At 59.6% G+C, this 25,103-nt stretch carries 21 protein-coding genes and 1 pseudogene; 12 read left to right on the top strand and 10 right to left on the bottom strand.

The window, feature by feature from the left end; genetic code table 11:
• Nucleotides 1–2 precede the first annotated feature (2 nt).
• Nucleotides 3–2,027: a ribonucleoside triphosphate reductase gene (locus WMW70_RS08455; RefSeq protein WP_445942123.1), complete on the bottom strand. Its 2,025-nt coding sequence runs from the start codon at nt 2,025–2,027 to the stop codon at nt 3–5.
• Nucleotides 2,028–2,363: 336 nt separating this feature from the next.
• Here WMW70_RS08455 and WMW70_RS08450 point away from each other — a divergent pair, with 336 nt between their 5' ends.
• Together WMW70_RS08450 and bglX are read left to right on the top strand one after the other, a co-directional pair.
• On the top strand, nt 2,364–2,825 hold the full coding sequence (locus WMW70_RS08450) for a methyltransferase family protein (RefSeq protein WP_341437072.1): 462 nt from the start codon (nt 2,364–2,366) through the stop codon (nt 2,823–2,825).
• A 173-nt stretch (nt 2,826–2,998) separates the two neighbouring features.
• Nucleotides 2,999–5,293 carry a beta-glucosidase BglX gene (gene bglX, locus WMW70_RS08445; RefSeq protein WP_341437071.1) on the top strand — a complete coding sequence of 765 codons (2,295 nt, stop codon included), beginning with the start codon at nt 2,999–3,001 and terminating at the stop codon, nt 5,291–5,293.
• 137 nt (nt 5,294–5,430) lie between these two features.
• On the opposite strand, the gene moaA is transcribed toward bglX, so the two are convergent.
• The 9 genes and pseudogenes from moaA to WMW70_RS08400 all read right to left on the bottom strand — a co-directional run.
• On the bottom strand, nt 5,431–6,423 hold the full coding sequence (gene moaA / locus WMW70_RS08440; protein WP_341437070.1) for a GTP 3',8-cyclase MoaA: 993 nt from the start codon (nt 6,421–6,423) through the stop codon (nt 5,431–5,433).
• A gap of 275 nt (nt 6,424–6,698) precedes the next feature.
• Nucleotides 6,699–7,586, bottom strand: a complete 888-nt coding sequence (locus WMW70_RS08435; RefSeq protein ID WP_445942122.1) for a peptidylprolyl isomerase — start codon at nt 7,584–7,586, stop codon at nt 6,699–6,701.
• 138 nt (nt 7,587–7,724) lie between these two features.
• Entirely contained in the window at nt 7,725–7,901 is a 177-nt protein-coding gene (locus tag WMW70_RS08430; protein WP_341437068.1) for a hypothetical protein, read from the bottom strand.
• Between the two features lie 78 nt (nt 7,902–7,979).
• Nucleotides 7,980–8,783: a respiratory nitrate reductase subunit gamma gene (gene narI / locus WMW70_RS08425; protein ID WP_341437067.1), complete on the bottom strand. Its 804-nt coding sequence runs from the start codon at nt 8,781–8,783 to the stop codon at nt 7,980–7,982.
• Nucleotides 8,776–9,531, bottom strand: a complete 756-nt coding sequence (gene narJ, locus WMW70_RS08420) for a nitrate reductase molybdenum cofactor assembly chaperone (RefSeq protein ID WP_341437066.1) — start codon at nt 9,529–9,531, stop codon at nt 8,776–8,778. Before narJ ends, narI begins: the two co-directional genes overlap by 8 nt.
• Before the next feature lie 2 nt (nt 9,532–9,533).
• A complete protein-coding gene (gene narH, locus WMW70_RS08415; protein ID WP_341437065.1) occupies nt 9,534–11,072 on the bottom strand; it encodes a nitrate reductase subunit beta in 1,539 nt (512 codons plus the stop codon).
• 11 nt (nt 11,073–11,083) lie between these two features.
• Nucleotides 11,084–14,854, bottom strand: coding sequence for a nitrate reductase subunit alpha (locus tag WMW70_RS08410; protein ID WP_341437064.1), 3,771 nt, complete (start codon nt 14,852–14,854; stop codon nt 11,084–11,086).
• A gap of 165 nt (nt 14,855–15,019) precedes the next feature.
• On the bottom strand, nt 15,020–16,435 hold the full coding sequence (locus WMW70_RS08405; protein ID WP_341437063.1) for a NarK family nitrate/nitrite MFS transporter: 1,416 nt from the start codon (nt 16,433–16,435) through the stop codon (nt 15,020–15,022).
• Nucleotides 16,416–17,718 (bottom strand): annotated as a pseudogene (locus tag WMW70_RS08400) (MFS transporter); the annotation flags it as partial. The pseudogene WMW70_RS08400 and the gene WMW70_RS08405, both read right to left, overlap by 20 nt.
• 235 nt (nt 17,719–17,953) lie before the next feature.
• On the opposite strand from WMW70_RS08400, the gene WMW70_RS08395 reads away from it, so the two are divergent.
• From WMW70_RS08395 to WMW70_RS08360, 10 genes are all read left to right on the top strand, one after another.
• Entirely contained in the window at nt 17,954–19,753 is a 1,800-nt protein-coding gene (locus tag WMW70_RS08395) for a HAMP domain-containing protein (protein WP_341437061.1), read from the top strand.
• Nucleotides 19,750–20,388: a two-component system response regulator NarL gene (gene narL, locus WMW70_RS08390; protein WP_341437060.1), complete on the top strand. Its 639-nt coding sequence runs from the start codon at nt 19,750–19,752 to the stop codon at nt 20,386–20,388. Before WMW70_RS08395 ends, narL begins: the two co-directional genes overlap by 4 nt.
• A 444-nt stretch (nt 20,389–20,832) precedes the next feature.
• Entirely contained in the window at nt 20,833–21,105 is a 273-nt protein-coding gene (locus WMW70_RS22060) for a prepilin-type N-terminal cleavage/methylation domain-containing protein (protein ID WP_445942121.1), read from the top strand.
• 144 nt (nt 21,106–21,249) lie between these two features.
• Entirely contained in the window at nt 21,250–21,636 is a 387-nt protein-coding gene (locus WMW70_RS08385) for a hypothetical protein (RefSeq protein ID WP_341437059.1), read from the top strand.
• A 597-nt stretch (nt 21,637–22,233) separates the two neighbouring features.
• Complete coding sequence (locus tag WMW70_RS08380; protein WP_341437058.1) at nt 22,234–22,509, top strand: hypothetical protein; 276 nt, start codon at nt 22,234–22,236, stop codon at nt 22,507–22,509.
• An 87-nt stretch (nt 22,510–22,596) separates the two neighbouring features.
• Nucleotides 22,597–22,971, top strand: coding sequence for a DUF6869 domain-containing protein (locus tag WMW70_RS22055; protein ID WP_409456973.1), 375 nt, complete (start codon nt 22,597–22,599; stop codon nt 22,969–22,971).
• 83 nt (nt 22,972–23,054) lie between these two features.
• A complete protein-coding gene (locus tag WMW70_RS08375) occupies nt 23,055–23,369 on the top strand; it encodes a hypothetical protein (RefSeq protein WP_341437057.1) in 315 nt (104 codons plus the stop codon).
• Between the two features lie 114 nt (nt 23,370–23,483).
• On the top strand, nt 23,484–23,804 hold the full coding sequence (locus tag WMW70_RS08370) for a hypothetical protein (protein ID WP_341437056.1): 321 nt from the start codon (nt 23,484–23,486) through the stop codon (nt 23,802–23,804).
• Between the two features lie 122 nt (nt 23,805–23,926).
• Nucleotides 23,927–24,175 carry a hypothetical protein gene (locus WMW70_RS08365; protein WP_341437055.1) on the top strand — a complete coding sequence of 83 codons (249 nt, stop codon included), beginning with the start codon at nt 23,927–23,929 and terminating at the stop codon, nt 24,173–24,175.
• Between the two features lie 105 nt (nt 24,176–24,280).
• Nucleotides 24,281–24,817 (top strand): hypothetical protein, encoded by a 537-nt coding sequence (locus WMW70_RS08360; RefSeq protein ID WP_341437054.1) that lies wholly within the window; start codon nt 24,281–24,283, stop codon nt 24,815–24,817.
• Nucleotides 24,818–25,103: the final 286 nt, after the last annotated feature.

Below are 25,103 nucleotides of genomic sequence, written 5' to 3'. Positions count from 1 at the left end.
ATTCAAGAGGAGCAGTTTGTGGTGCCGCAGCCTTGCTGCTTACGCAGCAGCGCTTCATCGCATTTCGGGCAGAACTCGTGCTCGCCATCCAGGTAGCCATGTACCGGGCAGATCGAGAAGGTCGGGGTGATCGTCAGGTACGGCAGGCGGAAACGCCCCAGGGCGTTGCGCACCAGTTGCTTGCAGGCCTGGATCGAGGAAATCCGCTCGGCCATATACAGGTGCAGCACGGTGCCGCCGGTGTACTTGCACTGCAGTTCGTCCTGCAGTTCCAGCGCCTCGAAGGGGTCGTCGGTGAAACCCACCGGCAATTGCGAGGAGTTGGTGTAGTACGGAGCCTCGGCACTGCCGGCCTGGAGAATGTCCGGGTAGCGCTTGCGGTCTTCCTTGGCGAAGCGGTAGGTGGTGCCCTCGGCCGGGGTGGCTTCGAGGTTGTACATCTGCCCGGTTTCTTCCTGGAAACGCACCAGGGTGGCCCGCACATGGTCGAGCAGAAGCAGGGCGAACTGGCGGCCCTTCGGCGTATGCATGCCCTCCTCGTCGCCGCTGAAATTGCGCAGCATCTCGTGCATGCCATTCAGGCCAATGGTGGAAAAATGATTGCGCAGGGTGCCCAGGTAACGCTTGGTATAGGGGTAGAGACCAGCATCCATATGGTGCTGGATCACCTTGCGCTTGACCTCCAGGCTCTCCATCGCCAGCTCCATCAACTGGTCGAGACGCTTGAGCAGGCCCTGGGTGTCACCCTTGTACAGGTAACCCAGGCGCGCGCAGTTGATCGTCACCACGCCCAGGGAACCGGTCTGCTCGGCCGAGCCGAACAGGCCGCCACCGCGTTTGAGCAGTTCGCGCACATCCAGTTGCAGGCGGCAACACATCGAGCGCACCTGATTGGGCTGCATGTCCGAGTTGAGGAAGTTCTGGAAGTACGGCAGGCCGTAACGCGCGGTCATCTCGAACAGACGGTCGGCATTCTCGCTGTCCCAGGGGAAGTCATGGGTGATGTTGTAGGTCGGGATCGGGAAAGTGAACACCCGGCCCATGGCGTCGCCGGCCTGCATCACCTCGATATAGGCGCGATTGATCAGCTCCATCTCGGCCTGCAGGTCGCCATAGGCGAAGGGCATTTCGATCCCGCCGATATAGGGGATTTGCTCGCGCAGGTCTTCCGGGCACACCCAGTCGAACGTCAGGTTGGTGAATGGCGTCTGGGTGCCCCAGCGCGACGGCACATTGAGGTTGTAGATAAATTCCTGAATCGCCTGGCGCACCTCGGCAAAGCCCAGGTTGTCCTTGCGCACATAGGGGGCCAGGTAGGTGTCGAAGGAACTGAAGGCCTGGGCACCGGCCCACTCGTTCTGCAGCGTGCCGAGGAAATTGACCATCTGCCCCAGGGCACTGGACAGGTGCTTGGGCGGCCCCGCCTCGACCCGCCCGGGAATGCCGTTGAAACCTTCGTTGAGCAGGCTGCGCAGCGACCAGCCGGCGCAGTAGCCGGCGAGCATATCCAGATCGTGAACATGCAGATCGGCCTCGCGGTGCGCCTGGCCGATGGCCTCGCTGTAAACCTCGTCCAGCCAGTAGTTGGCGGTGACCTTGCCCGAGACATTGAGAATCAGACCACCGAGGGAATAGCCCTGGTTGGCGTTGGCGCGCACCCGCCAGTCCTCGCGCGACAGGTATTCGTTCATCGACGCCGCCACATCCACCAGCGCCTTGCGATCACGACGCAAACGGCCATGGCGCTCGCGGTAGACGATATAGGCGCGTGCGGTCTGGTAGAAACCGGCTTCCATCAGCACCCGTTCAACGCGATCCTGCACCTGCTCGACATCGATACTGGGCAAGTCCAGCAGGCGCGCCAGTACCGCTTGGGCCAACTCCCCCGCCAGTGCCTGGTCGAACTCGCCACTGGCCGCGCCCGCCGCGCTGATCGCCTGACGGATCTTGCCGAGATCGAACGCGGCGATACTGCCATCGCGCTTGCACAACTGCTGGGGATGAAAGGCTTTAACCGAGCTGAGCATGTCGCCTCCTGGCACTACATATAGATGTTTGTTTATCTGAAAACACAATATGCAGTAAAAGTTACCCGAGAAACCTCCAGCCGAGCTTGATCTCGATCAAGATCCACGGAAGGCTTGAAACCTGCCAATGGCAGCACCGACAGCACCCCCCGTAGCTCAGCCGGACACCTAACCTCTAGGGTGCGCCGCGCGCACCAAGATCGCTGTGCACGGCACAGCCTATGAAGCCATGCCGTCGAGCCAGGAATTTTGTGGGGGGGTCGTAAGGCACTGATCGACGCTTTACTGAACCTGTCGGCCCGCCCTACCCTGCACCACAACCCAAGGACAGCCTCCATGCCAACACTAGAAAACAGGATTCCACCGCCACTGGTCGCGACGCTTTTCGCCCTTTGTATGTGGGCACTTGCCGCTGTGCTGCCGAAGGTTGCAGTGAGCGACACGCTGCGCCTGATCGCCACGGCGGCCCTGGTGGCGCTGGGTGCGTTCTTCTGCCTGGCTGGCGTACTGTCGTTCCGCCGGGCCAGAACCACGGTCAATCCGCTGAAACCGCAGACGGCATCGGCGCTGGTGAGCTCGGGGATCTATAGGCTGTCGCGCAACCCGATGTACCTCGGTTTTGCCCTGTTTCTCGCTGCCTGGGCGGTGTTTCTGGCATCACCCTGGGCGCTGCTCGGGGTGTTGGGGTTCATCCTCTATATGAACCGCCTGCAGATCGCCGCGGAGGAACGTGCGCTTGAGGCGCTGTTTGGTGCTGAATTTTCCCGCTATAAATCCGCAGTTCGCCGCTGGTTGTGAACCATAATGCCGGGCTGCAGCCAAAGCATGCCGTGCCGGCGTGATTGGCTGGTGCGCACGGCGCACCTTACGCGGATCATGCCCGGTGCCTGAGCGGTACCAGCCTCTGGCGCGGTTACGCATCAATCGCACAGCCCAACCCCAAGCATTGCATCACTCAGGACTACCATCAGATGAACAGGCTGTACTTGCTTGGCTTTATAGCCTGCTTTACCGGTCACTCGGCGCTGGCCGGGGTCTCTCCCGCTCTGCTGGATAACAAGCAGGCCTTTATCACCGATTTGATGACGCAGATGACCCTGGAGGAAAAAGTCGGCCAGTTGCGTCTGATCAGCATCGGCGGGGACATGCCGCGCCCGCGCATCCTCGAGGAGATCGCCGCCGGCAATATCGGTGGCACCTTCAATACCGTAACGCGCCGCGACAATCGCCCCATGCAGGACGCCGCGATGCAGCGCAGCCGGCTGAAGATTCCACTGTTCTTCGCCTACGACGTGATCCATGGCCATCGCACCATTTTTCCCATCAGCCTGGCGCTGGCGTCGAGCTGGGATTTGCCGGCGATTGCCCTGAGCGGCCGCATCGCCGCCGTCGAGGCCAGCGCCGATGGCCTCGATATGGTCTTCGCGCCCATGGTCGATATCACCCGCGATCCGCGCTGGGGGCGCACCTCGGAAGGCTTTGGCGAAGACCCCTATCTGGTCTCGCAGATTGCCCGAACCATGGTCAAGGCCTTGCAAGGGGCAACGCCCAGCGCCGCCGACAGTGTGATGGCCAGCGTCAAGCACTTCGCCCTGTATGGCGCGGTCGAGGGCGGCCGCGATTACAACGTGGTGGATATGAGCCCGATGCGCATGCATCAGGACTATCTGCCGCCCTACCGCGCTGCCGTCGATGCCGGTGCGGGTGGCTTGATGGTCGCCCTGAATACCATCAACGGCGTGCCGGCCAGCGCCAACACCTGGCTCATGCAGGATCTGCTGCGCCGCGACTGGGGTTTTCGCGGGGTTACGATCAGCGACCACGGCGCAATCAGCGAACTGATCAGCCACGGGATCGCCCGCGATGGTCGCGAGGCCGCCAAACTGGCGATCAAGGCCGGAATCGACATGAGCATGGCCGACTCGCTGTATCGCCAGGAGCTGCCCGCACTGGTGCGCTCGGGCGAGGTCAAGGTGGCGGAAGTCGACAATGCCGTGCGTGAAGTGCTCGGGGCCAAATACGACATGGGCTTGTTCCATGACCCATACCGGCGCATTGGCATTGCCGCCGAAGACCCGGCCGACGTCCAGGCCGAAAGCCGCCTGCACCGCGCCCAGGCCAGGGCCGTAGCGCGCCAGTCGATGGTCTTGCTGAAAAACCGTCAGCAGACCCTGCCGCTGAAAAAAACCGCCCGCATTGCCCTGGTGGGGCCCCTGGCGGATTCGCCCATCGACATGCTGGGTAGCTGGTCGGCCGCCGGTAACGCCGCGCAGTCGGTCACCCTGCGCCAGGGCCTGCGCGCGGCGCTGGGCGAGCAGGCGCAAGTGACCTACGCCCTGGGGGCGAACGTGACCGATGACCGGCGCATCATCGACTACCTGAACTTCCTCAAGGAGAACAAACCTGTGGTGGTGCAGGACCCGCGCCCGCCCGCCGAGCTGATCGCCGAAGCGCTGCGAGCCGCCGAACAGGCCGATGTGATAGTCGCAGCGGTTGGCGAGGCGCGCGGCATGTCACACGAATCCTCGAGCCGCACGCGCCTGGACATCCCCCCCAGCCAGCAGGCGTTGCTGCGTGCGCTGAAGAAGACCGGCAAACCACTGGTGCTGGTGTTGATGAATGGCCGGCCGCTGGCGCTCAACTGGGAGCAGGCCAACGCCGACGCGATACTGGAAACCTGGTTCAGCGGCACCGAGGGCGGTCATGCGATTGCGGACGTCCTGTTCGGCGACTACAACCCGTCCGGCAAGCTGCCCATCACCTTCCCGCGCACGGTCGGGCAGATTCCGACCTACTACAACCACCTGCGTCTCGGTCGTCCCTTTGTCGAAGGTCACCCGGGCAACTACACCTCGCAGTACTTCGAGGAGCCCAACGGGCCGCTGTATCCGTTCGGCTATGGCTTGAGCTACACCGATTTCAGCCTTTCCGCGATGCAGCTGTCCAGCCGCCACCTGGCGCGCGATGGCAGCCTCGACGTCAGCCTGACCCTGAAAAACACCGGCGCGCGTGACGGCGCGACAGTCGTGCAGCTGTATATCCGCGACATTGCGGCTTCCGTGGTGCGTCCGGTCAAGGAGTTGAAGCGCTTTCGCAAGGTCACGCTCAAGGCCGGCGAACAGACCCAGGTGCGTTTCAGCATCAATAAAGAGGACCTGAAGTTTTTCAACGCCCAGTTGCAACACCTGGCCGAGCCGGGTGAATTCGAGGTGCAGATCGGCCTGGACTCGCAAGCCGTGCAGAGCCAGCGCTTCGAGCTGCTGTAGTGGGGAAGCCGCCCCATCGCTGAGTCGTGTGTAACAGTTCAAACCACAGGGTGCTGGTGCGCACAGCGCACCCTACGGTTTCGGCGGCATAAGCAAAAAAAGGCCGCTCAGTGGCGGCCAAAAGGGAGGGTAAAGCGTTAGCCGCCGCTGGCGTTCATAAAGCGCAGTATCTTCACCTCGCCATCGGCGCTGAATTCGTGGCGCAGCGGTTTGCGTTGCAGGGCCTGCTGCACCGCGTCGATGATCGGCTGATCATCCAGCGGGTAGCGGCGCACCAGGGCCCGCAGGTCGATGGAGTTCTCATGGCCCAGGCACAACAGCAGGCGGCCTTCGACGGTCAGGCGCACGCGGTTGCAGGTGCTGCAGAAGTTGTGCGAATTCGGCGAGATAAAACCGATGCGCGTGCCGGCATGTTCTTTCAGGCGGATATAACGGGCTGGGCCGCCGCTGTGTTCGGCGCTGTCGAGTACGGCATGGCGGCTGGCGATCAGATTGCGCACCTCTTCGCTGGAGCAGTAGGACTCGCCGCGCGAACGGCCGACATCGCCCAGGGGCATTTCTTCGATAAAGCTGATATCCAGCTGCCGGGCGATGGCGTAGTCGACCAGGCGCAGCACTTCGTCGAAGTTGCGTCCTTTCATGATCACAGCGTTGAGTTTGATCCGCTCGAAGCCGGCATCGCGCGCCGCTTCGATGCCGTCCAGTACCTGACGCAGGCTGCCGGTACGGGTAATGCCGCGAAATTTTCCCGGGTCGAGGCTATCGAGGCTGATATTCAGGCGCTTGACCCCGGCGTCGGCCAGCGGCTTGGCCAGTTTCACCAGTTGCGAGCCGTTGCTGGTCATCACCAGTTCGCGCAGGCCGGGCAAGGCGGCGATGCGCTGGCACAGCTCGACGATGCCGCTGCGTACCAGGGGTTCGCCGCCGGTCAGGCGGATCTTCTTTGTGCCCAGGCCGACGAACAACGCGGCCAGGCGATAGAGCTCTTCCAGGCCCAGCACCTGCTGGCGCGGCAGGAAGGTCATGTCTTCGGCCATGCAATAGACACAGCGGAAATCACAGCGGTCGGTGACCGACATGCGCAGGTAATCGATAGTGCGGCCGAAGCCATCCTGCAGTGGTGTGTCCATCCTTCCTCCGATAGCAGGGCTACCTATTGCTGTTAGCATCCAGCGTAAGGCCTGCGATCTCGTAGGGTGGATGACGCTTTATCCATCCACCAATTGCGGTGGTGGATGAAAAAAGCGTCATCCACCCTACCCACTTCCCGTAGCCCGGATGTAATCCGGGAAATTGTGCGCCGACCAGATCGCCCCGGATTGCATCCATGCTACGGAACTGCGATCCACCCCTGGCGATGGTGGATGAAAAAGGCCTCATCCACCCTACCCATTCGCGACTGTTGCTATTGCAGCAACGGCGAATCGGCCCCCTGCAGGCGAATGCCGACGATATCCGCCGCGCCGATCAGGGTTTGCAGGTACTGGGACACGGCCTTTTGCCAAACGCCCTGCTGCAACAGCCCGCGGATGGAATCGGCGACTATTTCGTAGGGCAACAATTTGCCTTCCAGGCGCTGGTCGACGCTGACCACATGCCAGCCATAGCGGCTTTCGATGGGTTGGCTGGCCAGCCCGGCCGGCAACTTGAACAGCTGACGTTCGAATTCGGGCACGGTCTGGCCTTTGCTGATCTGCCCCAGGGAGCCGGCCTGGGCCTTGGATGGGCAGGCCGAATGGGCGTGCGCCAGTTCGGCAAAACGCCCGCCATCTTCCTGCAGCAAGGCCAGCAGGCCTTCGGCCTTTTCTTTCGCCAGGCTGCGTGCCTCGGCGTCCTCGGGGGCACATTCAAGGAGGATATGCCGCGCGGCCAGCAAGGGTGCGGTGGCATAGCGCTCGCTGTTGCTCTGGTAATAACGCTGGCAGCTTGCCTCGTCGCACTCGGGCAGCAGCACTTCGCGCTCGATCAGCAACGCCGTGGCGGCTTCCTCTTCGCTCTGCCCGGGTTGTGGCACCACGAGCAAGCCCAGTTCGCCGATGCGTTGCTGCAACAGCTCACGGATCACCAGCGCCTGGCTGGCGAGAAACAGCGCCTCCTCGCGGCTTGCTGCCGGGTGGTATTGCAGCTCCTGGGCCATGGCCTCGGGGGCGATGGTCACGCCGTTGACCCGGATGCGCGGCCATTCCTGTTCGCTGCTGGCGATCAGCAGCGGTTCGGCGTCCACCGCCTGCTGTTCGACCACAGTGCTGACGGCCGGGGCTGCCAGTTCATGGGCCAGTTCAGTTTCGGGCATGGCGGTGGGCGGCGTTTTGACATCGCCACGACCGCCCTGTCCCGCATTGCTACCACCACATCCACATGCCATGACCTGTTCCTCGATTCGTGGAGGGCTGCCGTGTTGCGGCAGCCGCTCGTATGCATCTGTTTGCGACTATTTCGCTTGCTCGGTTTCTACACTGTCCAGCTCGGCTTCCTGCTCGTCGGCCGAGGTGCGCGATTGGGGTGCCTGTTGCTGCACCACGGGGGTATTCACCGGCTGTTCGACGGGCTGCTTTTGCCCACCACAACCGCCCTGCCCCGCATTACCACCACCGCATCCACATCCCATGATCCTTACCTCATCAATTGGTTGATCAAATACCCGACGTGCCCTGACCGGCGCGTCTGCGCCAGCCGGGGCAACGACTCAGGCATCCTTGGCCTTCAAGGCGTACGCGGGTGCCGCTTGCCCGGGAGCCTGGCGAGCCGGCTCTTCGAACTGGCGTGGCTGCGCAGGCCGCTGTGCAACCGGGCGCGTGCCCTTCTGCCGAACGATCTGGTAACGCCGGCCCAGGTACCACACCGGCGCGCTGACGATGTGCACCAGACGGGTAAAGGGAAACAGCACGAACAGGGTCAGGCCGAGGAACACGTGCAGCTTGTAGACCAGCGCCACCGGTGCGATGGAGGCGGCGGCAGCCACCGGTTGCAGGGTTACTGTGTATTGCGCCCAGTTGCCCAGCATCACCATCACCGAACCGTCCATATGGTCGGACGAGGCGACGATGGTCAGCAGGCCCAGGACCAGCTGTGCCAGCAGCACCACCAGCACCAACATGTCCGAGGTGCTGGAACTGGCCCGTACCCGTGGGTCGCTAAGGCGACGCTTGAGCAGCATCAGCAGGCCGATCAGGCACAGCACACCGAAGAAGCCGCCGGAAACCATGGCCACCAGTTGCTTGTTGGCGGTGCTGATCACCGAGTGGTACACCGCCTCGGGGGTCAGCAGGCCGACGAAGTGGCCGGCGAGGATAAACAGCACACCGACGTGGAACAGGTTGCTGGCGATGCGCATATAGCGCTGCTCGGCCGCCGAGCGGGCGAAGATCTGGCTCGAACCGGCCTTCCAGCTGTACTGCGACAGGTCGAAACGCGCCCAGCTGCCGATGATGCAGATGGCCAGGGCGATATAGGGATAGACCCCGAACGCCAGCAGATTGATGTTAGACATTACCCACCTCCTGAACCGGCTCGGCGGCCGGCCCTGCTTGCTTGAAATCCACCCAGTGCAGCGGCACCGGCACTTCTTCGCGGGCCTTGCCCGGTAGGGTTGTCTGGCTCGGGCAGCGGTCCTGCTGCTCGGCCTGGAGGAAGTCCACGGCCTCCTCTTCCCAGATCTTGTCCAGGGCTTCGAGGGAGTCGTCACGCACCTCGGCGGCGACCTGTTCGCGGATCTCGGCCATGGCCTGCTGCGGTTCCACCCCGGCAATCTGCAACAGCGCGCGGAAGCAGCTGGCATAGGCGCTTTCGCGCTCGTCCAGACGGGTTGCCAACAACGCCAGCAGATGACCGACATCGGCCAGGCCCTCGCGGGCTTCCAGGTCCTCACGGGTGGAGAGGAACTCCAGGTACAGCGGGATATAGTCCGGCAGTTCCTTGATGTCGATGGCGAAACCGGCTGCCTCGTACTGCGCCATCATGTCGACCATGGCCTGGCCACGGTCGCGGGACTCGCCATGCACATGTTCGAACAGCAGCAGCGACAGCGAGCGACCGCGGCCGAACAGCGCGCCGTAGTGCTCCTGGCCGTCCATCAGGTCGTTGTCGCAGATCAGTGCCAGCAACTCCTGCAGCGCGCTGCGTTGCTGCGGGCTGATCTCGCGCGCGGCGTCGATGGCCCGGGCCAGTTCGGCCCGGGCTTCCAGCAGTTGCTCGGTCGGGTAATCCAGCAACAGGGAAATCACCTTGAGAATTTGCATGCTCACTCCTCCCACAACTGCACGGTTTTAAGGATGTCGCGCTGGTTGGCCTTCTTCGCCCCGAACATGTTGGTGTCCGAGCTGCCGCTGCAACCGCTGCCAAAGCTGAAGCCACAGCCGGAACGCTCGGCGAAGGCATCGGTCATGGCGTCTTCACGGTGCGCCGACGGAATCACGAAACGGTCTTCGTAGTTGGCGATGGCCAGGTAGCGGTACATGTCTTCGACCTGGGCCACGCTCAGGCCGACATCGGCCAGCACTTGCAGGTCCTGCACGCCGTCGACCTGCTCGGAGCGCTTGTAGGCACGCATCGCCAGCAGACGCTTGAGCGCCAGCTTGACCGGGCGCACATCGCCGGCGGTAAGCAGGTTGGCCAGGTAACGCAGCGGGATACGCAGGCTGTCGACATCCGGGATCACCCCGTTCATGCCCACGGTGCCAGCAGTGGCGGCGTTCTGGATCGGCGACAGCGGCGGCACGTACCAGACCATCGGCAGCGTGCGGTACTCCGGGTGCAGCGGCAGGGCCAGCTTCCAGTCCACCGCCAGCTTGTACACCGGGGATTTCTGCGCGGCGTCGATCACCGACATCGGCACGCCGTCGGCCAGGGCCTGGGCGATAACGCGCGGATCATTCGGGTCGAGGAAGATCTCCAGTTGCTTGTGGTAGAGGTCCTGCTCGTTCGGCGTGCTGGCCACTTCGTGGATGCGGTCGGCGTCGTACAGCAGTACGCCGAGGTAGCGGATGCGCCCCACGCAGGTCTCCGAGCACACGGTCGGCATGCCGGCCTCGATGCGCGGGTAGCAGAAGATGCACTTCTCGGATTTGCCGCTCTTCCAGTTGAAGTAGATCTTCTTGTACGGGCAGCCGCTGATGCACATGCGCCAGCCGCGGCACTTTTCCTGGTCGATGAGGACGATGCCGTCCTCTTCGCGCTTGTAGATCGCCCCGCTCGGGCAGGAGGCCGCGCAGGTCGGGTTGAGGCAGTGCTCGCACAGACGCGGCAGGTACATCATGAAGGTATTTTCATACTCGCCATAAATGTCGGCCTGGATCTGGTCGAAGTTCTGGTCCTTGCGCCGCTTGGCGAACTCGGTGCCGAGAATCTCTTCCCAGTTCGGGCCCCACTCGATCTTCTGCATGCGCTTGCCGGTGAGTACCGAGCGCGGCCGTGCGGTCGGCTGGTGCTCGCCGAGCGGCGCGGTGTGCAGGTGCTGATAGTCGAAATCGAACGGCTCGTAGTAGTCGTCGATGCTCGGCAGGTCCGGGTTGGCGAAGATGTTCGCCAACACGCGGAACTTGCCGCCGATCTTCGGGTTGATGGAGCCGTCCTTGTTGCGAATCCAGCCGCCCTTCCACTTGTCCTGGTTTTCCCATTCCTTGGGGTAGCCGATCCCCGGCTTGGTTTCGACGTTGTTGAACCAGGCGTATTCCATGCCTTCGCGGCTGGTCCAGACGTTCTTGCAGGTGATCGAACAGGTGTGGCAACCGATGCACTTGTCCAGGTTGAGGACCATGCCGACTTGTGAACGAATTTTCATGGCATCAATCCTCAAATGTCTTGTGGCAGGGGTTGTGGCAGGGCTTCATCGTCTGTGCCGTCAAGCCAGTCGACCCTGTCCATCTTGCGCACCACAACGAACTCGTCGCGGTTGCAACCGACCGTGCCGTAATAGTTGAAACCGTAAGCCTGCTGGGCGTAGCCACCGATCATGTGGGTGGGCTTTAGCACCACGCGGGTCACCGAGTTGTGGTGGCCGCCGCGGGTCTTGGTGGTCTCGCTGCCGGGCACGTTCACGATGCGTTCCTGGGCGTGGTACATCATCACCATGCCGTCCTTGACCCGCTGGCTGACCACCGCACGGGCCGTCAGGGCACCGTTGGCGTTGAAGCACTCGACCCAGTCGTTGTCCTCGATGCCGGCGCGCTTGGCGTCGGTTTCCGAGAGCCAGATGATCGGCCCGCCACGGCTCAGGGTGAGCATGATCAGGTTGTCCGAGTAGGTGCTGTGGATGCCCCACTTCTGGTGCGGAGTGATCCAGTTGAGGACGATCTCGGTGTTGCCGTTGGGCCGCTTGCCTTTGACATAGTCAATGGTGCGGGTGTTGATCGGCGGCCGGTAGCTCATCATCTGTTCGCCGAAGGCCTGCATCCACGGGTGGTCCTGATAGAACTGCTGGCGGCCGGTGATGGTGCGCCATGGGATGAACTCGTGAACGTTGGTGTAGCCGGCGTTGTAGCTGACCTTCTCGTCTTCGAGACCCGACCAGGTCGGACTGGAGATGATCTTGCGCGGCTGCGCCTGGATATCGCGGAAGCGAATCGCCTCGTGCGCCTTGCTGATCGCCAGGTGGCTGTGATCCAGCCCGGTGAACTCGGACAGCGCCGCCCAGGCCTTGAGCGCCACATGGCCGTTGGTTTCCGGGGCCAGGGTGAGAATCACCTCGCAGGCATCGATGGCCGATTCGATCTGTGGCCGGCCCTGGCTGACGCCTTCGGCCTTGACCTTGTGGTTCAGCTCGCCGAGGAACTCGACCTCATGCTCGGTGTTCCAGTTGATGCCCTTGCCGCCGTTGCCCAGCTTGTCGAGCAAGGGGCCGAGGGAGCTGAACTTCTTGTAGACGTTGGGGTAATCGCGCTCGACCACGGTCATGTTCGGGCAGTTCTTGCCCGGCACTGGCGCTTCGCCGGCGGTCTTCCAGTCGATGCCGCCGAATGGCTGGGCCAGTTCGCCGGGGCTGTCGTGCATCATCGGCACGGTGACCAGGTCCTGCTCGACCCCCAGTTGGCCGACCGACATCTCGGAGAAGGCCTTGGCGATGCCCTTGTAGATCTCCCAGTCGGAACGCGATTCCCAGGCCGGGTCGATGGCCGCGGACAGCGGGTGGATAAAGGGGTGCATGTCCGAGGTGTTCATGTCGTCCTTCTCGTACCAGGTCGCCGTCGGCAGAACGATGTCCGAGTAGACGCAGGTAGAGGACATGCGGAAGTCCAGGGTGGTGACCAGATCGAGCTTGCCGATCGCGCCTTCGTCCTGCCACTCGACGTCGTTGGGCTTGAAGCCGCCGCGCTTGCCGAGGTCTTCGTTCATCACGCCGTTCTTGGTGCCGAGCAGGTACTTGAGCATGTACTCGTGACCCTTGCCCGAGCTGCCCAGCAGGTTGGAACGCCAGATGAACATGTTGCGCGGGAAGTTGGCCGGGTTGTCCGGCTGCTCGCAGGCGAAACGCAGGGAATCGTCCTGCAGCGACTTGAGCACGTAATCCACTGGTGACATGCCGGCGGCCTTGGCGTCACGGGTGATCTGCAGCGGGTTGCGGTTCATCTGCGGGGCGCTCGGCAACCAGCCGGCGCGTTCGGCGCGGATGTTGTAGTCCAGCGCATGCTCGGGGAACTGCGACTTGTCGGCCAGCGGCGAGAGCACTTCGTGCATGCTCATCTTTTCATGACGCCACTGGGATGAGTGGGCGTAGAAGAAGCTGGTGCCGTTCATCTGCCGTGGCGGACGGCTCCAGTCCAGGCCGAAGGCCAGGGGCAGCCAGCCGCACTGCGGGCGCAGTTTTTCCTGGCCGACGTAGTGGGCCCAACCGCCACCGGTTTGGCCGACGCAACCGCACATCATCAACATGTTGATGAGGCCACGGTAGTTCATGTCCATGTGGTACCAGTGGTTCATCGCCGCACCGACGATGATCATGGAACGCCCCTTGGTCTTGTCGGCGTTGTCGGCGAACTCGCGGGCGATCTGGATCGCCTTCTCACGGCTCACACCAGTGATCAGCTCCTGCCAGGCCGGAGTGCCCGGCACGCTGGCGTCGTCATAGTCCTTGGCGACGTTGCCGCCACCCAGGCCGCGGTCGATCGCCAGATTGGCGGCCGACAGGTCGAACACGGTGGCGACCTTGGCCTGCGTGCCGTCGGCCAGGGTGATGCTGCGTACCGGTACGCGGCGCAGTTGCACGGCTTCGCCGGCCACGTGCTGGAAGTGCTCGTGGGTCTGGCCGCCGAAATACGGGAAGGCCACTTCGGCCACTTCCTCGCCGATCAGGCTCAGTTGCAGCTTGACCTCGCGACCGTCACCGCCCTCGCGGGCTTCGATGTTCCACTTGCCCTTCTCGCCCCAGCGGTAGCCGATCGAGCCCTGCGGCGAGACCAGCTGATTTGTTTCGCTGTCCAGGGCGATGGTTTTCCACTCGGGGTTGTTGTCCTGGCCGAGGTTGTCGGCCAGATCCGCAGCGCGCAGGAATCGGTCCGGCTGGTAGCCATTGAGTTCCGGGGTGGCACCGACGTGATCCTTGAGCAACACCAACACCGGGAAGTCGGTGTAGCGGCGCACGTAGTCGGTGAAGTAGGCGCTCGGCTTGTCGAGGTGGAATTCCTTGAAAATGACGTGGTTGAACGCCTGGGCCAGCGCCGCATCGGTGCCCTGCTTGGGGTTCAGCCAGAGGTCGGTAAGCTTGGCCACCTCGGAGTAATCGGGGGTGATGGAGACGGTCTTGGTGCCCTTGTAGCGGACTTCGGTGAAGAAGTGCGCGTCCGGCGTGCGCGTCTGCGGCACGTTGGAGCCCCAGGCGATGATGTAGTTGGAGTTGTACCAGTCGGCCGATTCCGGCACGTCGGTCTGCTCGCCCCACACCTGCGGCGAGGACGGCGGCAGGTCGCAGTACCAGTCGTAGAAGCTCAGGCACACGCCGCCGATCAGCGACAGGTAACGGCTACCTGCGGCGTAGCTGACCATCGACATCGCCGGGATCGGCGAGAAGCCGACCACGCGGTCCGGGCCGTGCTCCTTGACGGTGTAGACGTTGGCGGCGGCAATGATCTCGTTGACCTCGTTCCAGCTGGAACGGATAAAGCCGCCCATGCCGCGCTTGCTTTTATAGCTGGTGGCCTTGACCGGGTCTTCGACGATGCTCGCCCAGGCCTGCACCGGAGCCATGGTGGCCCGCGCTTCGCGCCAGAGTTTCAGCAGCGGCTTGCGTACCTTCGGATACTTCAGGCGGTTGGCGCTGTAGATGTACCAGCTGTAGCTGGCACCACGGGGGCAGCCGCGCGGCTCGTGGTTGGGCAGGTCGTTGCGGGTACGCGGGTAGTCGGTCTGCTGGGTTTCCCAGGTGATCAGGCCGTTCTTCACGTAGATCTTCCACGAGCAGGAGCCAGTGCAGTTCACCCCGTGGGTGGAGCGCACGATCTTGTCGTACTGCCAGCGCGAACGGTAGACGTTCTCCCAATCGCGGGACTCGATGCGGGTTTCGCCATGACCATCGGCGAACTCACCTTGCTTGCGATTGAAGAAGCGCAATTGGTCGAGTAGATGACTCATTTCTTTTTTCCTCTCAGGCTTGCTGCGGGATCTGCGCCCCACACAGGCAATAATTCGATACCGACTAATGAGCCGCGTAGCGGCGACTTCCTTATTCCCTTCTCCCACTGGGAGAAGGTGGCGCGAAGCGCCGGATGAGGGCTGCTAGCACCGCCACGCACTCCGTTAGCAAGGCGTTTCCGCACCCTTGCGCGAGTACCACCACCAGGTCACCCCGATGCAGCTGACGTAGAAGCCGATGAACACATACAGGGCCATTTGCGGGCCGCCGGTCAGCGCCATCGAGGTGCCGAACGACTTGGGAATAAAGAAGGCACCGTAGGCCGCCACCGCCGAACTGAAGCCGAGCACCGCGGCCGCTTCCTTGCCGGCGTTCTTGCTCGCCTGCTCCTTGATCGCCGCCGGCTGGCCGGCGCTGCTGCGCTCGCTCAGGGTGCGGAAGATCACCGGAATCATGCGGAAGGTTGAGCCGTTGCCGATGCCGGTGGTGACGAACAGCAACATGAACATGGCCAGGAAGCCGTAGAAGTTGCCTTCGGTACCGGCCACCGGAATAAAGGCCAGCACGCCGAACACCGCCGCGATCATCAGCACGAAGTTCCACAGGGTGACCCGCGCACCGCCCAGCTTGTCCGCCAGCCAGCCGCCGAGCGGGCGCACCAGGGCACCAACCAGAGGGCCGAGGAAGGCGAACTTGAGCGGATCGACGCCGGGGAACTGGGTCTTGATCAGCATCGGGAAGCCGGCGGCGAAGCCGATAAAGGAGCCGAACGTGGCCAGGTACAGCCAGCACATCAACCAGTTGTGCTTGCGCTTGAAGATCACCGCCTGCTCGCTGAAGGACGCCTTGGCGCTGCTCAGGTCGTTCATGCCGAACCAGGCCGCGATAGCCACCGCAACGATAAAGGGCACCCAGATAAAGCCGGCGTTCTGCAGCCACAGCTGGCTATCTTCGCCGAGTTCCTGGGCTTGCCCGCCGACCGCGCCAAACAGGCCGACGCCAATCACCAGCGGCACGCCGAACTGCATCACCGAGACGCCGAGGTTGCCCAGGCCGGCATTCAGGCCCAGGGCCGTACCCTGCTGCGACTTGGGATAGAAGAAGCTGATATTGGCCATGCTGGAGGCGAAGTTGCCGCCGCCGAAGCCGCACAGCAGCGCGATGATCACGAACACGCTGTAGGTGGTGTTGGTGTCCTGCACGGCGAAGCCCATCCAGATTGCCGGCAGCAGCAGCGAGGCGGTGCTCAGGGCGGTCCATCTGCGACCGCCGAAGATCGGCACCATAAAGGAGTAGAAGATCCGCAGCGTTGCGCCGGACAAGCCCGGCAGGGCCGCCAACCAGAACAACTGATCGTTGCTGAAGGTGAAGCCGATGCTGTTCAGGCGCACGGTCACCGCGCTCCAGACCATCCATACGGCAAAGGCCAGGAGCAGCGCGGGGATCGAGATCCACAGGTTGCGGGTGGCGATCTGCTTGCCGACGCTGCCCCAGAAGTGCGGATCTTCCGGCCGCCAGTCGTGAATAACCGGCCCCTGACTGGGCAGCCCGGTTACCGGGGGATTCTTGGTTGCGGACATGCTCATTCTCCTTCAAGCGGCAGGAAAGCAGGAGCCGTGGCCTTTTCGGAGACCAGGCCCATAACGGGAGTTTTGCGAACTTCGCTGAAGTACATCCAGATCAGGGAGACCCAGACCACGCCGTACATCAGCATAAAACTGGAGGAGCGCACGCCGGTGAGGTCGACCAGGGCACCGAACATGATTGGCAGAATGAAACCGCCGAGGCCGCCGGCCAGGCCGACGATGCCGGAGATGGCCCCCATGTTGTGCGGGTAGTCGTCGGAGATGTACTTGAACACCGAGGCCTTGCCGAAGGCGAAGGCAATGCCGACGATAAACAGCAGCACGGTGAAGACCCAGGCGTTGAGTCCGACGCTGTAGGCCTGCGGGCCATTGACGGTCTGTACGACCAACTCGGTCTGCGGGTAAGAGAGCAGGAACAGGCACACCCAGCTCACCCACATCACCCACCAGGTCACGCTCTGCGCGCCCCACTTGTCCGACATCCAGCCGCCCATGGCGCGCAGGATGCCGCCCGGCAGGGAGAAGCAGGCCGCCAGCAAGGCGGCGCTCTGCAGGTTGAAGCCGTATTCCTCGACGTAGTACTTGGTCATCCACAGGGCCAGGGCCACATAACCGCCGAAGACGATCGAGTAGTACTGGCAGTAGCGCATCACCTTGGGGTCTTTCAGGGTGCGCAGCTGATCGGCCAGGGACACGTTGCTGTGCACCCGATGGCCCTTGTTCTCGTAGGTGCAGAACCAGAACAGCAGCGCGGTGATAAACATGATCAAGGAGTAGACCTTGGGCACCATCTGCCAGCTGGCCGCGGCGATGATCGCCGGCGCGACGAACTTGGTCAGCGCCGCCCCGGCGTTACCGGCACCGAAGGTGCCCATGGCAAAACCCTGGTTCTGCTTTTCGAACCACTTGGCGACGTAGGCGATGCCCACCGAGAAGGAGCCGCCCGCCAGGCCGACGAACAGCCCCAGGACCAGGAAGTGCCAGTACTCGGTGGCCAGGCTGATCATGTAGATCGGCAGCACGCAGACCAGCATCAGTAAAAAGAACACGATGCGCCCGCCGAACCTGTCGGTGAGCATGCCCAGCGGCAGGCGCACCAAGGACCCGGTGAGCACCGGCGTGGCGGCCAGCAAACCGAACTGAGTGTCGTTGAGCTGCAGTAACTCCTTGATCGGAACGCCGAGTACGGCGAACATCATCCAGACCATAAAACAGATGGTGAACGCCAGGGTACTCATGCCCAGAACCAGACCCTGTTGTGTTCTCAGACTTGCCATCGCGACCCCCTAATTCCCGAACCATGGGCGGCACACTAGATAGGCAAAGGGTCGATTCACTTGATCTGAGTCAATTAACTCCGAGCGGTTTTGGCCAGCCCCAACCCCGTCTACCTCTTAAGTGGTAGCCCGGCAAATAGACTAAAAATCCTTTAAAAACAGATAGTTATAAATTATATAAATCCGTGCCCGCAGCCCCGCAGGCCGCTCGAGTTCTTTAGAGGTAGTCAGTGCCATGTTGAGATGGATGCGCAGTTCACTGCCGGTCAGAGCCGGTTTGGCAGTGACCCTGATCGCCATACTGGCCCTGGGCAGCTCGCTCAGCGCCGGGCTGATCGCCTGGTTCAGCGAGGACGATGCGGCGGCGATCAATACCGCCGGTTCCCTGCGCATGGCCACCTACCGCCTGAACTGGAAACTGGAGGCCGGTGCGCCCGCGGAGAGCATCGCCGCGCTGCGTGACGACCTGCAGCAGCGCCTGGACGGCAGCCTGCTGCAGCACATCAGCGGCAACCCGAACGCCCCAATACCCAGCGCCTACCGCGATATTCACCAGCTATGGCAGGAGCAGCTGCGCCCGGCCCTGGATCGCGGCGACAAGCTGGCCTTCCAGCAGCACAGCGAAAGCTTCGTCGCCCAGCTGGAGCATTTCGTCATGCTCCTGCAGAAACAGAGCGAACGCCGTCAGGGCTGGCAACAGAGTATCCAGGGCGCGGCCCTGCTGATTACCGTGATCATCCTGCTGGTGGGCATGTACGAACTGCAGCTCAATGTGATCAGCCCGCTGCAGGAACTGGTGCGGGCCGCCGAACGCTTCCGCAACGGCGATCATGGCGCGCGGGTCGAATTCCGCTCGGATGACGAACTGGGGCAGATGGCCGAGAGTTTCAACGCCATGGCCGAGGCCATCGAGGAGTCGCACCGCACCCTGGAAAGCCGGGTGGCGCAGAAGACCCAGACCCTGGCACAAACCAATGCCGCCCTGGAACTGCTCTACCAGAGCAGCCGCAGCCTGGCCACCCGCCAGGCCAACGCCGAGCGCCTTGACGAGCTGATCAACCGCTTCCAGCAGCGCCTGCCCGGCCTGCGCCTGACCCTGTGCCTGCAAGACAACGTGCAGGCTCCCAGCGAACAGCTGCTAGCCCTGCATGGCAGCAAAACCCGCGAAGTCTGCGCACGCAGCGATTGCGACACCTGCGAACGCAAAAACAACCCCGACCAGGCCACCTTCGTCATCAGCAACCAGGGCATTAACCTGGGCGAACTGAAAGCCTACTTCCGCGACGGCCACAAGCCGCAACCCTGGGAAACCGCGCTGATCCAGGCCCTGGCCAATGTGATCGGCACGGCGCTGTCGCTCAAACGCCAGCGCGAACAGGAAAACCGCCTGCTGCTGCTCGACGAGCGCACCATCATCGCCCGCGAGCTGCATGACTCCCTGGCCCAGGCCCTGTCCTATATGAAGCTGCAGGTCAGCCGCCTGCAGACCCTGATCCGTCGCGGCGAAAACGCCGAAACCCTGGGTGGCGTCAGCGATGAGCTGCGCGACGGCCTGAACAGCGCCTACCGGCAATTGCGCGAACTGCTGACCACCTTCCGCCTGCAGATCCAGGATGGCGGCCTCGACCAGGAGCTCAAGGACACCCTGGAAGAGTTCGCCAAACGCGGCGACTTCAGCGCCGAATTGCAGATCGACCGCCTGGCCTTCCAGCTCTCGGCCAGCGAGCAGATCCACCTGTTGCAGATCGCCCGCGAGGCGCTGTCCAATTGCGCCCGCCATGCCCAGGCCAAACACGCCTGGCTGCACCTGCGCCAGGTCGGCGAACAGATAGAACTGTCGGTCGAAGACGATGGGTGCGGCCTGGTCCCCGGCTTCGACCCGCGTCAGCACCACGGCCTGACCATCATGCAGGAGCGTGCGCGCAGCCTGCACGGCCAGCTCGATATCGAACCCCGGATGCCCACGGGCACCCGTATCCATTTGCAATTCCGCCCCGAATTTCTCGGGCGGCAAGAAGAAGGTAGCGTTGCATGAACTCGCCGATTCGCCACAGCATCCTGCTTGTCGATGACCACCCGATGATGCGCCGCGGCATACGCCAGCTGCTCGAACTCGAAGATGACCTGGAGGTTATCGGCGAAGCCGGACATGGCCAGGAGGCCCTGGATCTGATCGACCAGCTCCAGCCCGAACTGATCCTGCTGGACAACAACATGCCGACCATGAACGGCCTGCAAACGTTGAAGCGCCTGCGCGAGCTGAATTTTGCCGGCAAGATCCTGATCTTTACCGTGTCCGACTCCGAAGACGACATCCGCGACGCCATGCGCCTGGATGCCGATGGCTACCTGCTCAAGGACATGGAGCCGGAACTGCTGATCCAGTCGATTCGCGACGCCCTGCAAGGCAACCTGGTGGTCAGCCCTACCCTCACCCGCATCCTCGCCCAGGCGCTACGCTCACCCCACACCAGCTCACAGGTCGACCTCACCGACCGCGAACGCCAGGTCCTGAAAACCATCGCCGCCGGCCACAGCAACAAGGTTATCGGCCATAAACTCGGCATCACCGAAGGCACGGTCAAGGTCCATGTAAAAAACCTGCTGCACAAACTCGGCCTGCGCTCGCGGGTGGAAGCGGCGGTTTGGGCGATGGAGCATTTGCGCTAGGGGTTGCGACGTCGCCGTCCCCTCTCGTTACCACGAGAAGGTCTGCCCCTCCTGAGCAATCACGTACCAGCAGCCAGTTGCTGCAATAGGTAAGCGGCACATAGCCGATCCCGGAGCCCGCCAACAAACTTGCTGACTCGACCGGTGGAAAACCGCAAAGCGTTTTCCACCACGGCGAGCCGAGCCTCAAAAAATGCCATCCTTTTGCCATCCTGGCTGGTGACGGTAGCGGTAAAAACCGATATAACGGGCGTCAATGCAGCCACGATTCAAGTGAGTCTGGCCGAGCAAGTTAGGCTTTTATCGTTCATGGTGTATAACACCCCATTGTGACGCCCCATCCGCTGTACAGCCCATTCTAGAGCGGACGCCAGATAGGACACGGAATGTTATCCACCACGCCCGTAAAAGCGTTATCACACCATTTGGTGTCTATTTAACGTTATGCATATGAAGAAAAACGGTTTCACCCTTATAGAACTACTGATCATCATTTTAATAGCTGCAATGATTTACATGCAGTATCTGAGAGTAACAAAACCGCAGTGGATCATAGATCTAGATACGAATCAGCCTTATCTTGGAGCCATCATGTTCGCCGCATTATATGGGTGGATTACAATTGACAAAATAAAAAGGAAACAGCACGGATATGCTGCGTTTATTTTTATATTTATGACTACCGGCCTCCTAATATGGAAATTTAACATCACCTAACCAAATAACCATGATTGATGAGCAATGAAAATACCTACCAGCATAACAAATGGTTCAAATCGCTCGCTTCGCTCACTGGGACGGGCTAAAGCCCGCCCCTTAACCAAACGTTATGAGTACCCCCCCCGTAAGCAAGGAGTAAATATGAGCATCGCCGCATGGATTTACAACGCAAACGTAGTAATAAAAAACAACAATTTGCAAGGTGCGTACTCGGCCTTAAAGTCAAACTATGAAAATGGCAAAACAAGTCAGAGCATAAATTCTGCCACTTTAGAGAAAGTAAAGAACCATGACAATTTAGTCAGCTTTCTTGAATCGGAATTTTACAATGTAAATAAGCTCGACGACTCAATTGTCATTGTCGATGGAGACATAGATACAATTACCGGCGACCTATTCAATCTCTTTGAGGCAATTGCTCCATTCGTTGAACCTGGTAGTCTTCTTGAGATCAGAGACGAAGAGGAGCAACAATTGAACTTAACATTTGATGGCGAGAATGTGACCTATGAAAGTGATGCCTTTTAACCACTCATAACAAATGGTTCAAATCGCTCGCTTCGCTCACTGGGACGGGCTAAAGCCCGCCCCTTAACCATACGTTAGATATATAACGGAAGCCCTTGTGTCGCAACCGAGAACCACTGAACAGAGGCACGTTTTCTACGTACTGCTTTGGCAAAATTTCAATTGTCATCGCTTGGAGCAGAAGGTATTGAAAATTATAAATTTAAGGCATTTATTATTTGTAACTTTAGTTCTTACTGCTGGTGTTCTAGTTGAATACTACGATACAGAAATCGGTATCTGTGCCCTTCTATTAGCCGTCATGACTGAGGTATTATTCTCCTCAATTTATGGTGAGACGTTCTCTGTTGGAATGCGGTTTGAAAGAAAAACCTCTCCATATGCTTATTACTTTCTTCAAACATTATATGTTTTTGTACTGGCCGCGGGCGTTACTGCTTTGTTACTAGGGCTTGTCTAAATCACGGAAAAATAGCAAGTTATCTAACAACTGGTTCAAACCGTTCGCTGCGCTCACTGGGACGGGCTAAAGCCCGCCCCTTAACCAAACGTTATGCGCCTACGGCAATTTGGAATTCAGCTATACATGGAGGGTAAATGAAGAAGAAAACCAAAAGACCACTTGGCCTCAGAGTTTTTAATGCCCTTGGCGTAACGCTACTTCTGTCATCCGCGGTTTACATTCTAGTGGCGGGCTTCCATTCTGTTGCTATGGCTGCTGTAGCGCTTTCTATCGCAGGTGTAGCAACACCTGTTGTTCTCAGCGATGACGGCCCAATAGAAATACTAATAGGTACTCTCGAAGCGTTAGTCGACGGCACCCTAGCTATAGTCGAAGGCATAACCAGTGCAATCTCTGGCCTGTTCGGTTAAACGCATAACAATTGGTTCAAACCGTTCGCTGCGCTCACTGGGACGGGCTAAAGCCCGCCCCTTAACCAAACGTTAGAGCCCAAGGCAATGACCTCGCAAACTGAACTAGCTTTTGCTTACCTTGCGCACTACCGAACCCAGGATGACTCGCTCTCTTGGGCGTGGGAGGCCGTTGATGATGCTATGCATGAATTGGAGCTTGGTCTTCCAATTTGTTTAGAGCTCATTGAGGCTACCGAAAGCGATGCTGAGTTAGCATATGTCGCGGCTGGGCCTTTGGAGGACTTACTAAAGCGAGTTGGGGTTCCAGCTGCGAATGCCCTAGAAATTCCAGTTCGCTGCTCTATCAAAGCTCGGCTAGCATTATCCTACGTATGGTTAAGTCCAGAAGCGGCGGCCTATCAAAAGTGGCATTCCTTGGTTCAGCAATACTCCAATCAGGGTCCTCGTGTTGGCCTCTAACTAGTGGTTCAAACCGTTCGCTTCGCTCACTGGGACGGGCTAAAGACCGCCCCTTAACCAAACGTTATATCCATGAGGCAAAAATGACGCAGCTGCTCCTAGGAAATAGCATTGGTATCATTACAAGCTGCATGCTGTTCTTTTTCAGCACCATGCATCATAAGTCGTTAGAGCTTTACGGTTATGCAATTTCCATCTTGTTGCTTATAGCTATCACATTCGAATACAAAGCAATAAAAAGCTTTAGCAGCGAAGAAATAACAATCAAAGTCTTAATTAAAAAATCAAATTCAGACAGTGCCTTCTACTTTGCCCAGCTAAGCGCATTTTTCATAGGTGCGTTTAGCGCTACTAGCGCAATATTTATTGCATTGAGATCATTTAATATAAATTCATAATCGACCATAAGCATGGCGAGCATGCATATAACAATTGGTTCAAACCGCTCGCTGCGCTCACTGGGACGGGCTAAAGCCCGCCCCTTAACCAAACGTTAGAGGCTTATCTGGTTCATGCGTATTCACATAGATTTTTCCATATTCACTTCCACTCCATCTGCCGAGGGCGTGATATCAGGAAAAATCGAGCTCAGCATACTGCCTCGAACCGGAGAAATCGTTTCGTTTCTTGCCTCACCGAATGAACATAAGTTTCCGGCAGCTTCAGGCTTTAATCCGCTGTTGAAAGTCGAAAATGTAATTCATCACGTAAATAGCCAAGAGGCCACACTGGAGCTACAAGACGTAGTCCTTCCAAATAAAACAAGCGTTACTGAGGTCACAGCATTCCTAGAGCAAGGCTTCGGCCTATTCTTTGATCCGGCTACGGAGTAGGCCTCTAACAAATGGTTCAAATCGTTCGCTTCGCTCACTGGGACGGGCTAAAGCCCGCCCCTTAACCAAACGTTATACCTAAATAAACCATCAAGCACACAAACCTAGAAAAGGAGTTCCTCATGCTTAAACAACACCTAAAAGCAAAATACAAAGCATTGCCACCATCAGAGAAATTCAAAAGAAACCTCATAGGTATCGCAATTTGGGTCGCAGCCTCGCTAGTTGGCTTGCTTATCTTCAAATCCGGTTCAGGCCTTCTCGGCCTGTCAGTGATTTTTATCGGCGCCATCGGTGTAATTGACTCTGCAATACGAGCCCTAGTAAATCTTATAAGAGCAAAAAAGCAAAATAGCGTTCTGGTAGAGTGAGTTAAGTATAACAATTGGTTCAAATCACTCGCTTCGCTCGCTGGGACCGGCTAAAGCCGGCCCCTTAACCAAACGTTAGGCAACAGAGCAATATAAGAGGTGCACATGGAAGAATTTTGGATCAGTTTTTGGCCAAACCTAGCATCAACTGTAATTGGCATTATTATTGGCTTCCCTGTCGCTGTTTGGCTTAACAAGCTTGCGCTATCCCATACAGTAAAAAAGCAGCAGGAGTCCGACAAAGCTGATCTTCATAGAACGCTTAATGCAGTCGGTGGGTCAATCGACCACAACACTGAAAAATTAACAACTTTGCTTCAAGCCGTGGGCAGTGGGCACTTCCTAATCGATACAGGTTTTGACACCGCATCATGGCAAGCGTACAACGCTCAGCTCGCCCGACTGAACAGCAACATAGAACTGAATAAACAACTCATTTCTTACCATGAACGAATTTCCAACCTCACAGTTATCAACTCGAAATTGTGCAACAATTACTTGGGGCTTGAGTCTTCATTGAGCGGTGCAGACAAAGTGAGAGAATTTCTCCGCGGGCACATCATGACCGAAGCGTCAAAACTATCTGTAGAAAGCGCGAATATTAGAGCATCTATAAATACAGTCTGCGGCATTGTTGCCTAACAAGTGGTATATGGACTCTCCCCACAAGTAGTGAGCAAAGCCTTGCTTTTGCATCTGTCGTCAGCGCGGTTGCATTCGTATATCCGGCCTGTAGTGGGCGCTACCGCCCTGGCCATTCTGTAGTTCGCGCAGCGGGGGCCAAGCGTTCAATCGATCACACAGATCATCATTGTTATCGGCCTTATTCCGCTGCAGGACTCGCCTGTTTCGACAGTGCTGCTGCTCACCACAACCACAAGAAAACCATCACGCCTTCCTGATTACCCCCGCCGTCAGGCGGGCTTTG

The sequence above is a fragment of the Pseudomonas sp. XK-1 genome (assembly GCF_038069885.1).
Classification (GTDB): Bacteria; Pseudomonadota; Gammaproteobacteria; order Pseudomonadales; family Pseudomonadaceae; genus Aquipseudomonas.
This window is presented reverse-complemented; position numbering and strand designations above follow the sequence as displayed.

Coding starts and splice junctions, on each gene's coding strand:
- WMW70_RS08455 (WP_445942123.1), bottom strand. CDS start 2,027: ATGCTCAGCTCGGTTAAAGCCTTTCATCCCCAGCAGTTGTGCAAGCGC.
- WMW70_RS08450 (WP_341437072.1), top strand. CDS start 2,364: ATGCCAACACTAGAAAACAGGATTCCACCGCCACTGGTCGCGACGCTT.
- bglX (WP_341437071.1), top strand. CDS start 2,999: ATGAACAGGCTGTACTTGCTTGGCTTTATAGCCTGCTTTACCGGTCAC.
- moaA (WP_341437070.1), bottom strand. CDS start 6,423: ATGGACACACCACTGCAGGATGGCTTCGGCCGCACTATCGATTACCTG.
- WMW70_RS08435 (WP_445942122.1), bottom strand. CDS start 7,586: ATGCCCGAAACTGAACTGGCCCATGAACTGGCAGCCCCGGCCGTCAGC.
- WMW70_RS08430 (WP_341437068.1), bottom strand. CDS start 7,901: ATGGGATGTGGATGCGGTGGTGGTAATGCGGGGCAGGGCGGTTGTGGT.
- narI (WP_341437067.1), bottom strand. CDS start 8,783: ATGTCTAACATCAATCTGCTGGCGTTCGGGGTCTATCCCTATATCGCC.
- narJ (WP_341437066.1), bottom strand. CDS start 9,531: ATGCAAATTCTCAAGGTGATTTCCCTGTTGCTGGATTACCCGACCGAG.
- narH (WP_341437065.1), bottom strand. CDS start 11,072: ATGAAAATTCGTTCACAAGTCGGCATGGTCCTCAACCTGGACAAGTGC.
- WMW70_RS08410 (WP_341437064.1), bottom strand. CDS start 14,854: ATGAGTCATCTACTCGACCAATTGCGCTTCTTCAATCGCAAGCAAGGT.
- WMW70_RS08405 (WP_341437063.1), bottom strand. CDS start 16,435: ATGTCCGCAACCAAGAATCCCCCGGTAACCGGGCTGCCCAGTCAGGGG.
- WMW70_RS08395 (WP_341437061.1), top strand. CDS start 17,954: ATGTTGAGATGGATGCGCAGTTCACTGCCGGTCAGAGCCGGTTTGGCA.
- narL (WP_341437060.1), top strand. CDS start 19,750: ATGAACTCGCCGATTCGCCACAGCATCCTGCTTGTCGATGACCACCCG.
- WMW70_RS22060 (WP_445942121.1), top strand. CDS start 20,833: ATGCATATGAAGAAAAACGGTTTCACCCTTATAGAACTACTGATCATC.
- WMW70_RS08385 (WP_341437059.1), top strand. CDS start 21,250: ATGAGCATCGCCGCATGGATTTACAACGCAAACGTAGTAATAAAAAAC.
- WMW70_RS08380 (WP_341437058.1), top strand. CDS start 22,234: ATGAAGAAGAAAACCAAAAGACCACTTGGCCTCAGAGTTTTTAATGCC.
- WMW70_RS22055 (WP_409456973.1), top strand. CDS start 22,597: ATGACCTCGCAAACTGAACTAGCTTTTGCTTACCTTGCGCACTACCGA.
- WMW70_RS08375 (WP_341437057.1), top strand. CDS start 23,055: ATGACGCAGCTGCTCCTAGGAAATAGCATTGGTATCATTACAAGCTGC.
- WMW70_RS08370 (WP_341437056.1), top strand. CDS start 23,484: ATGCGTATTCACATAGATTTTTCCATATTCACTTCCACTCCATCTGCC.
- WMW70_RS08365 (WP_341437055.1), top strand. CDS start 23,927: ATGCTTAAACAACACCTAAAAGCAAAATACAAAGCATTGCCACCATCA.
- WMW70_RS08360 (WP_341437054.1), top strand. CDS start 24,281: ATGGAAGAATTTTGGATCAGTTTTTGGCCAAACCTAGCATCAACTGTA.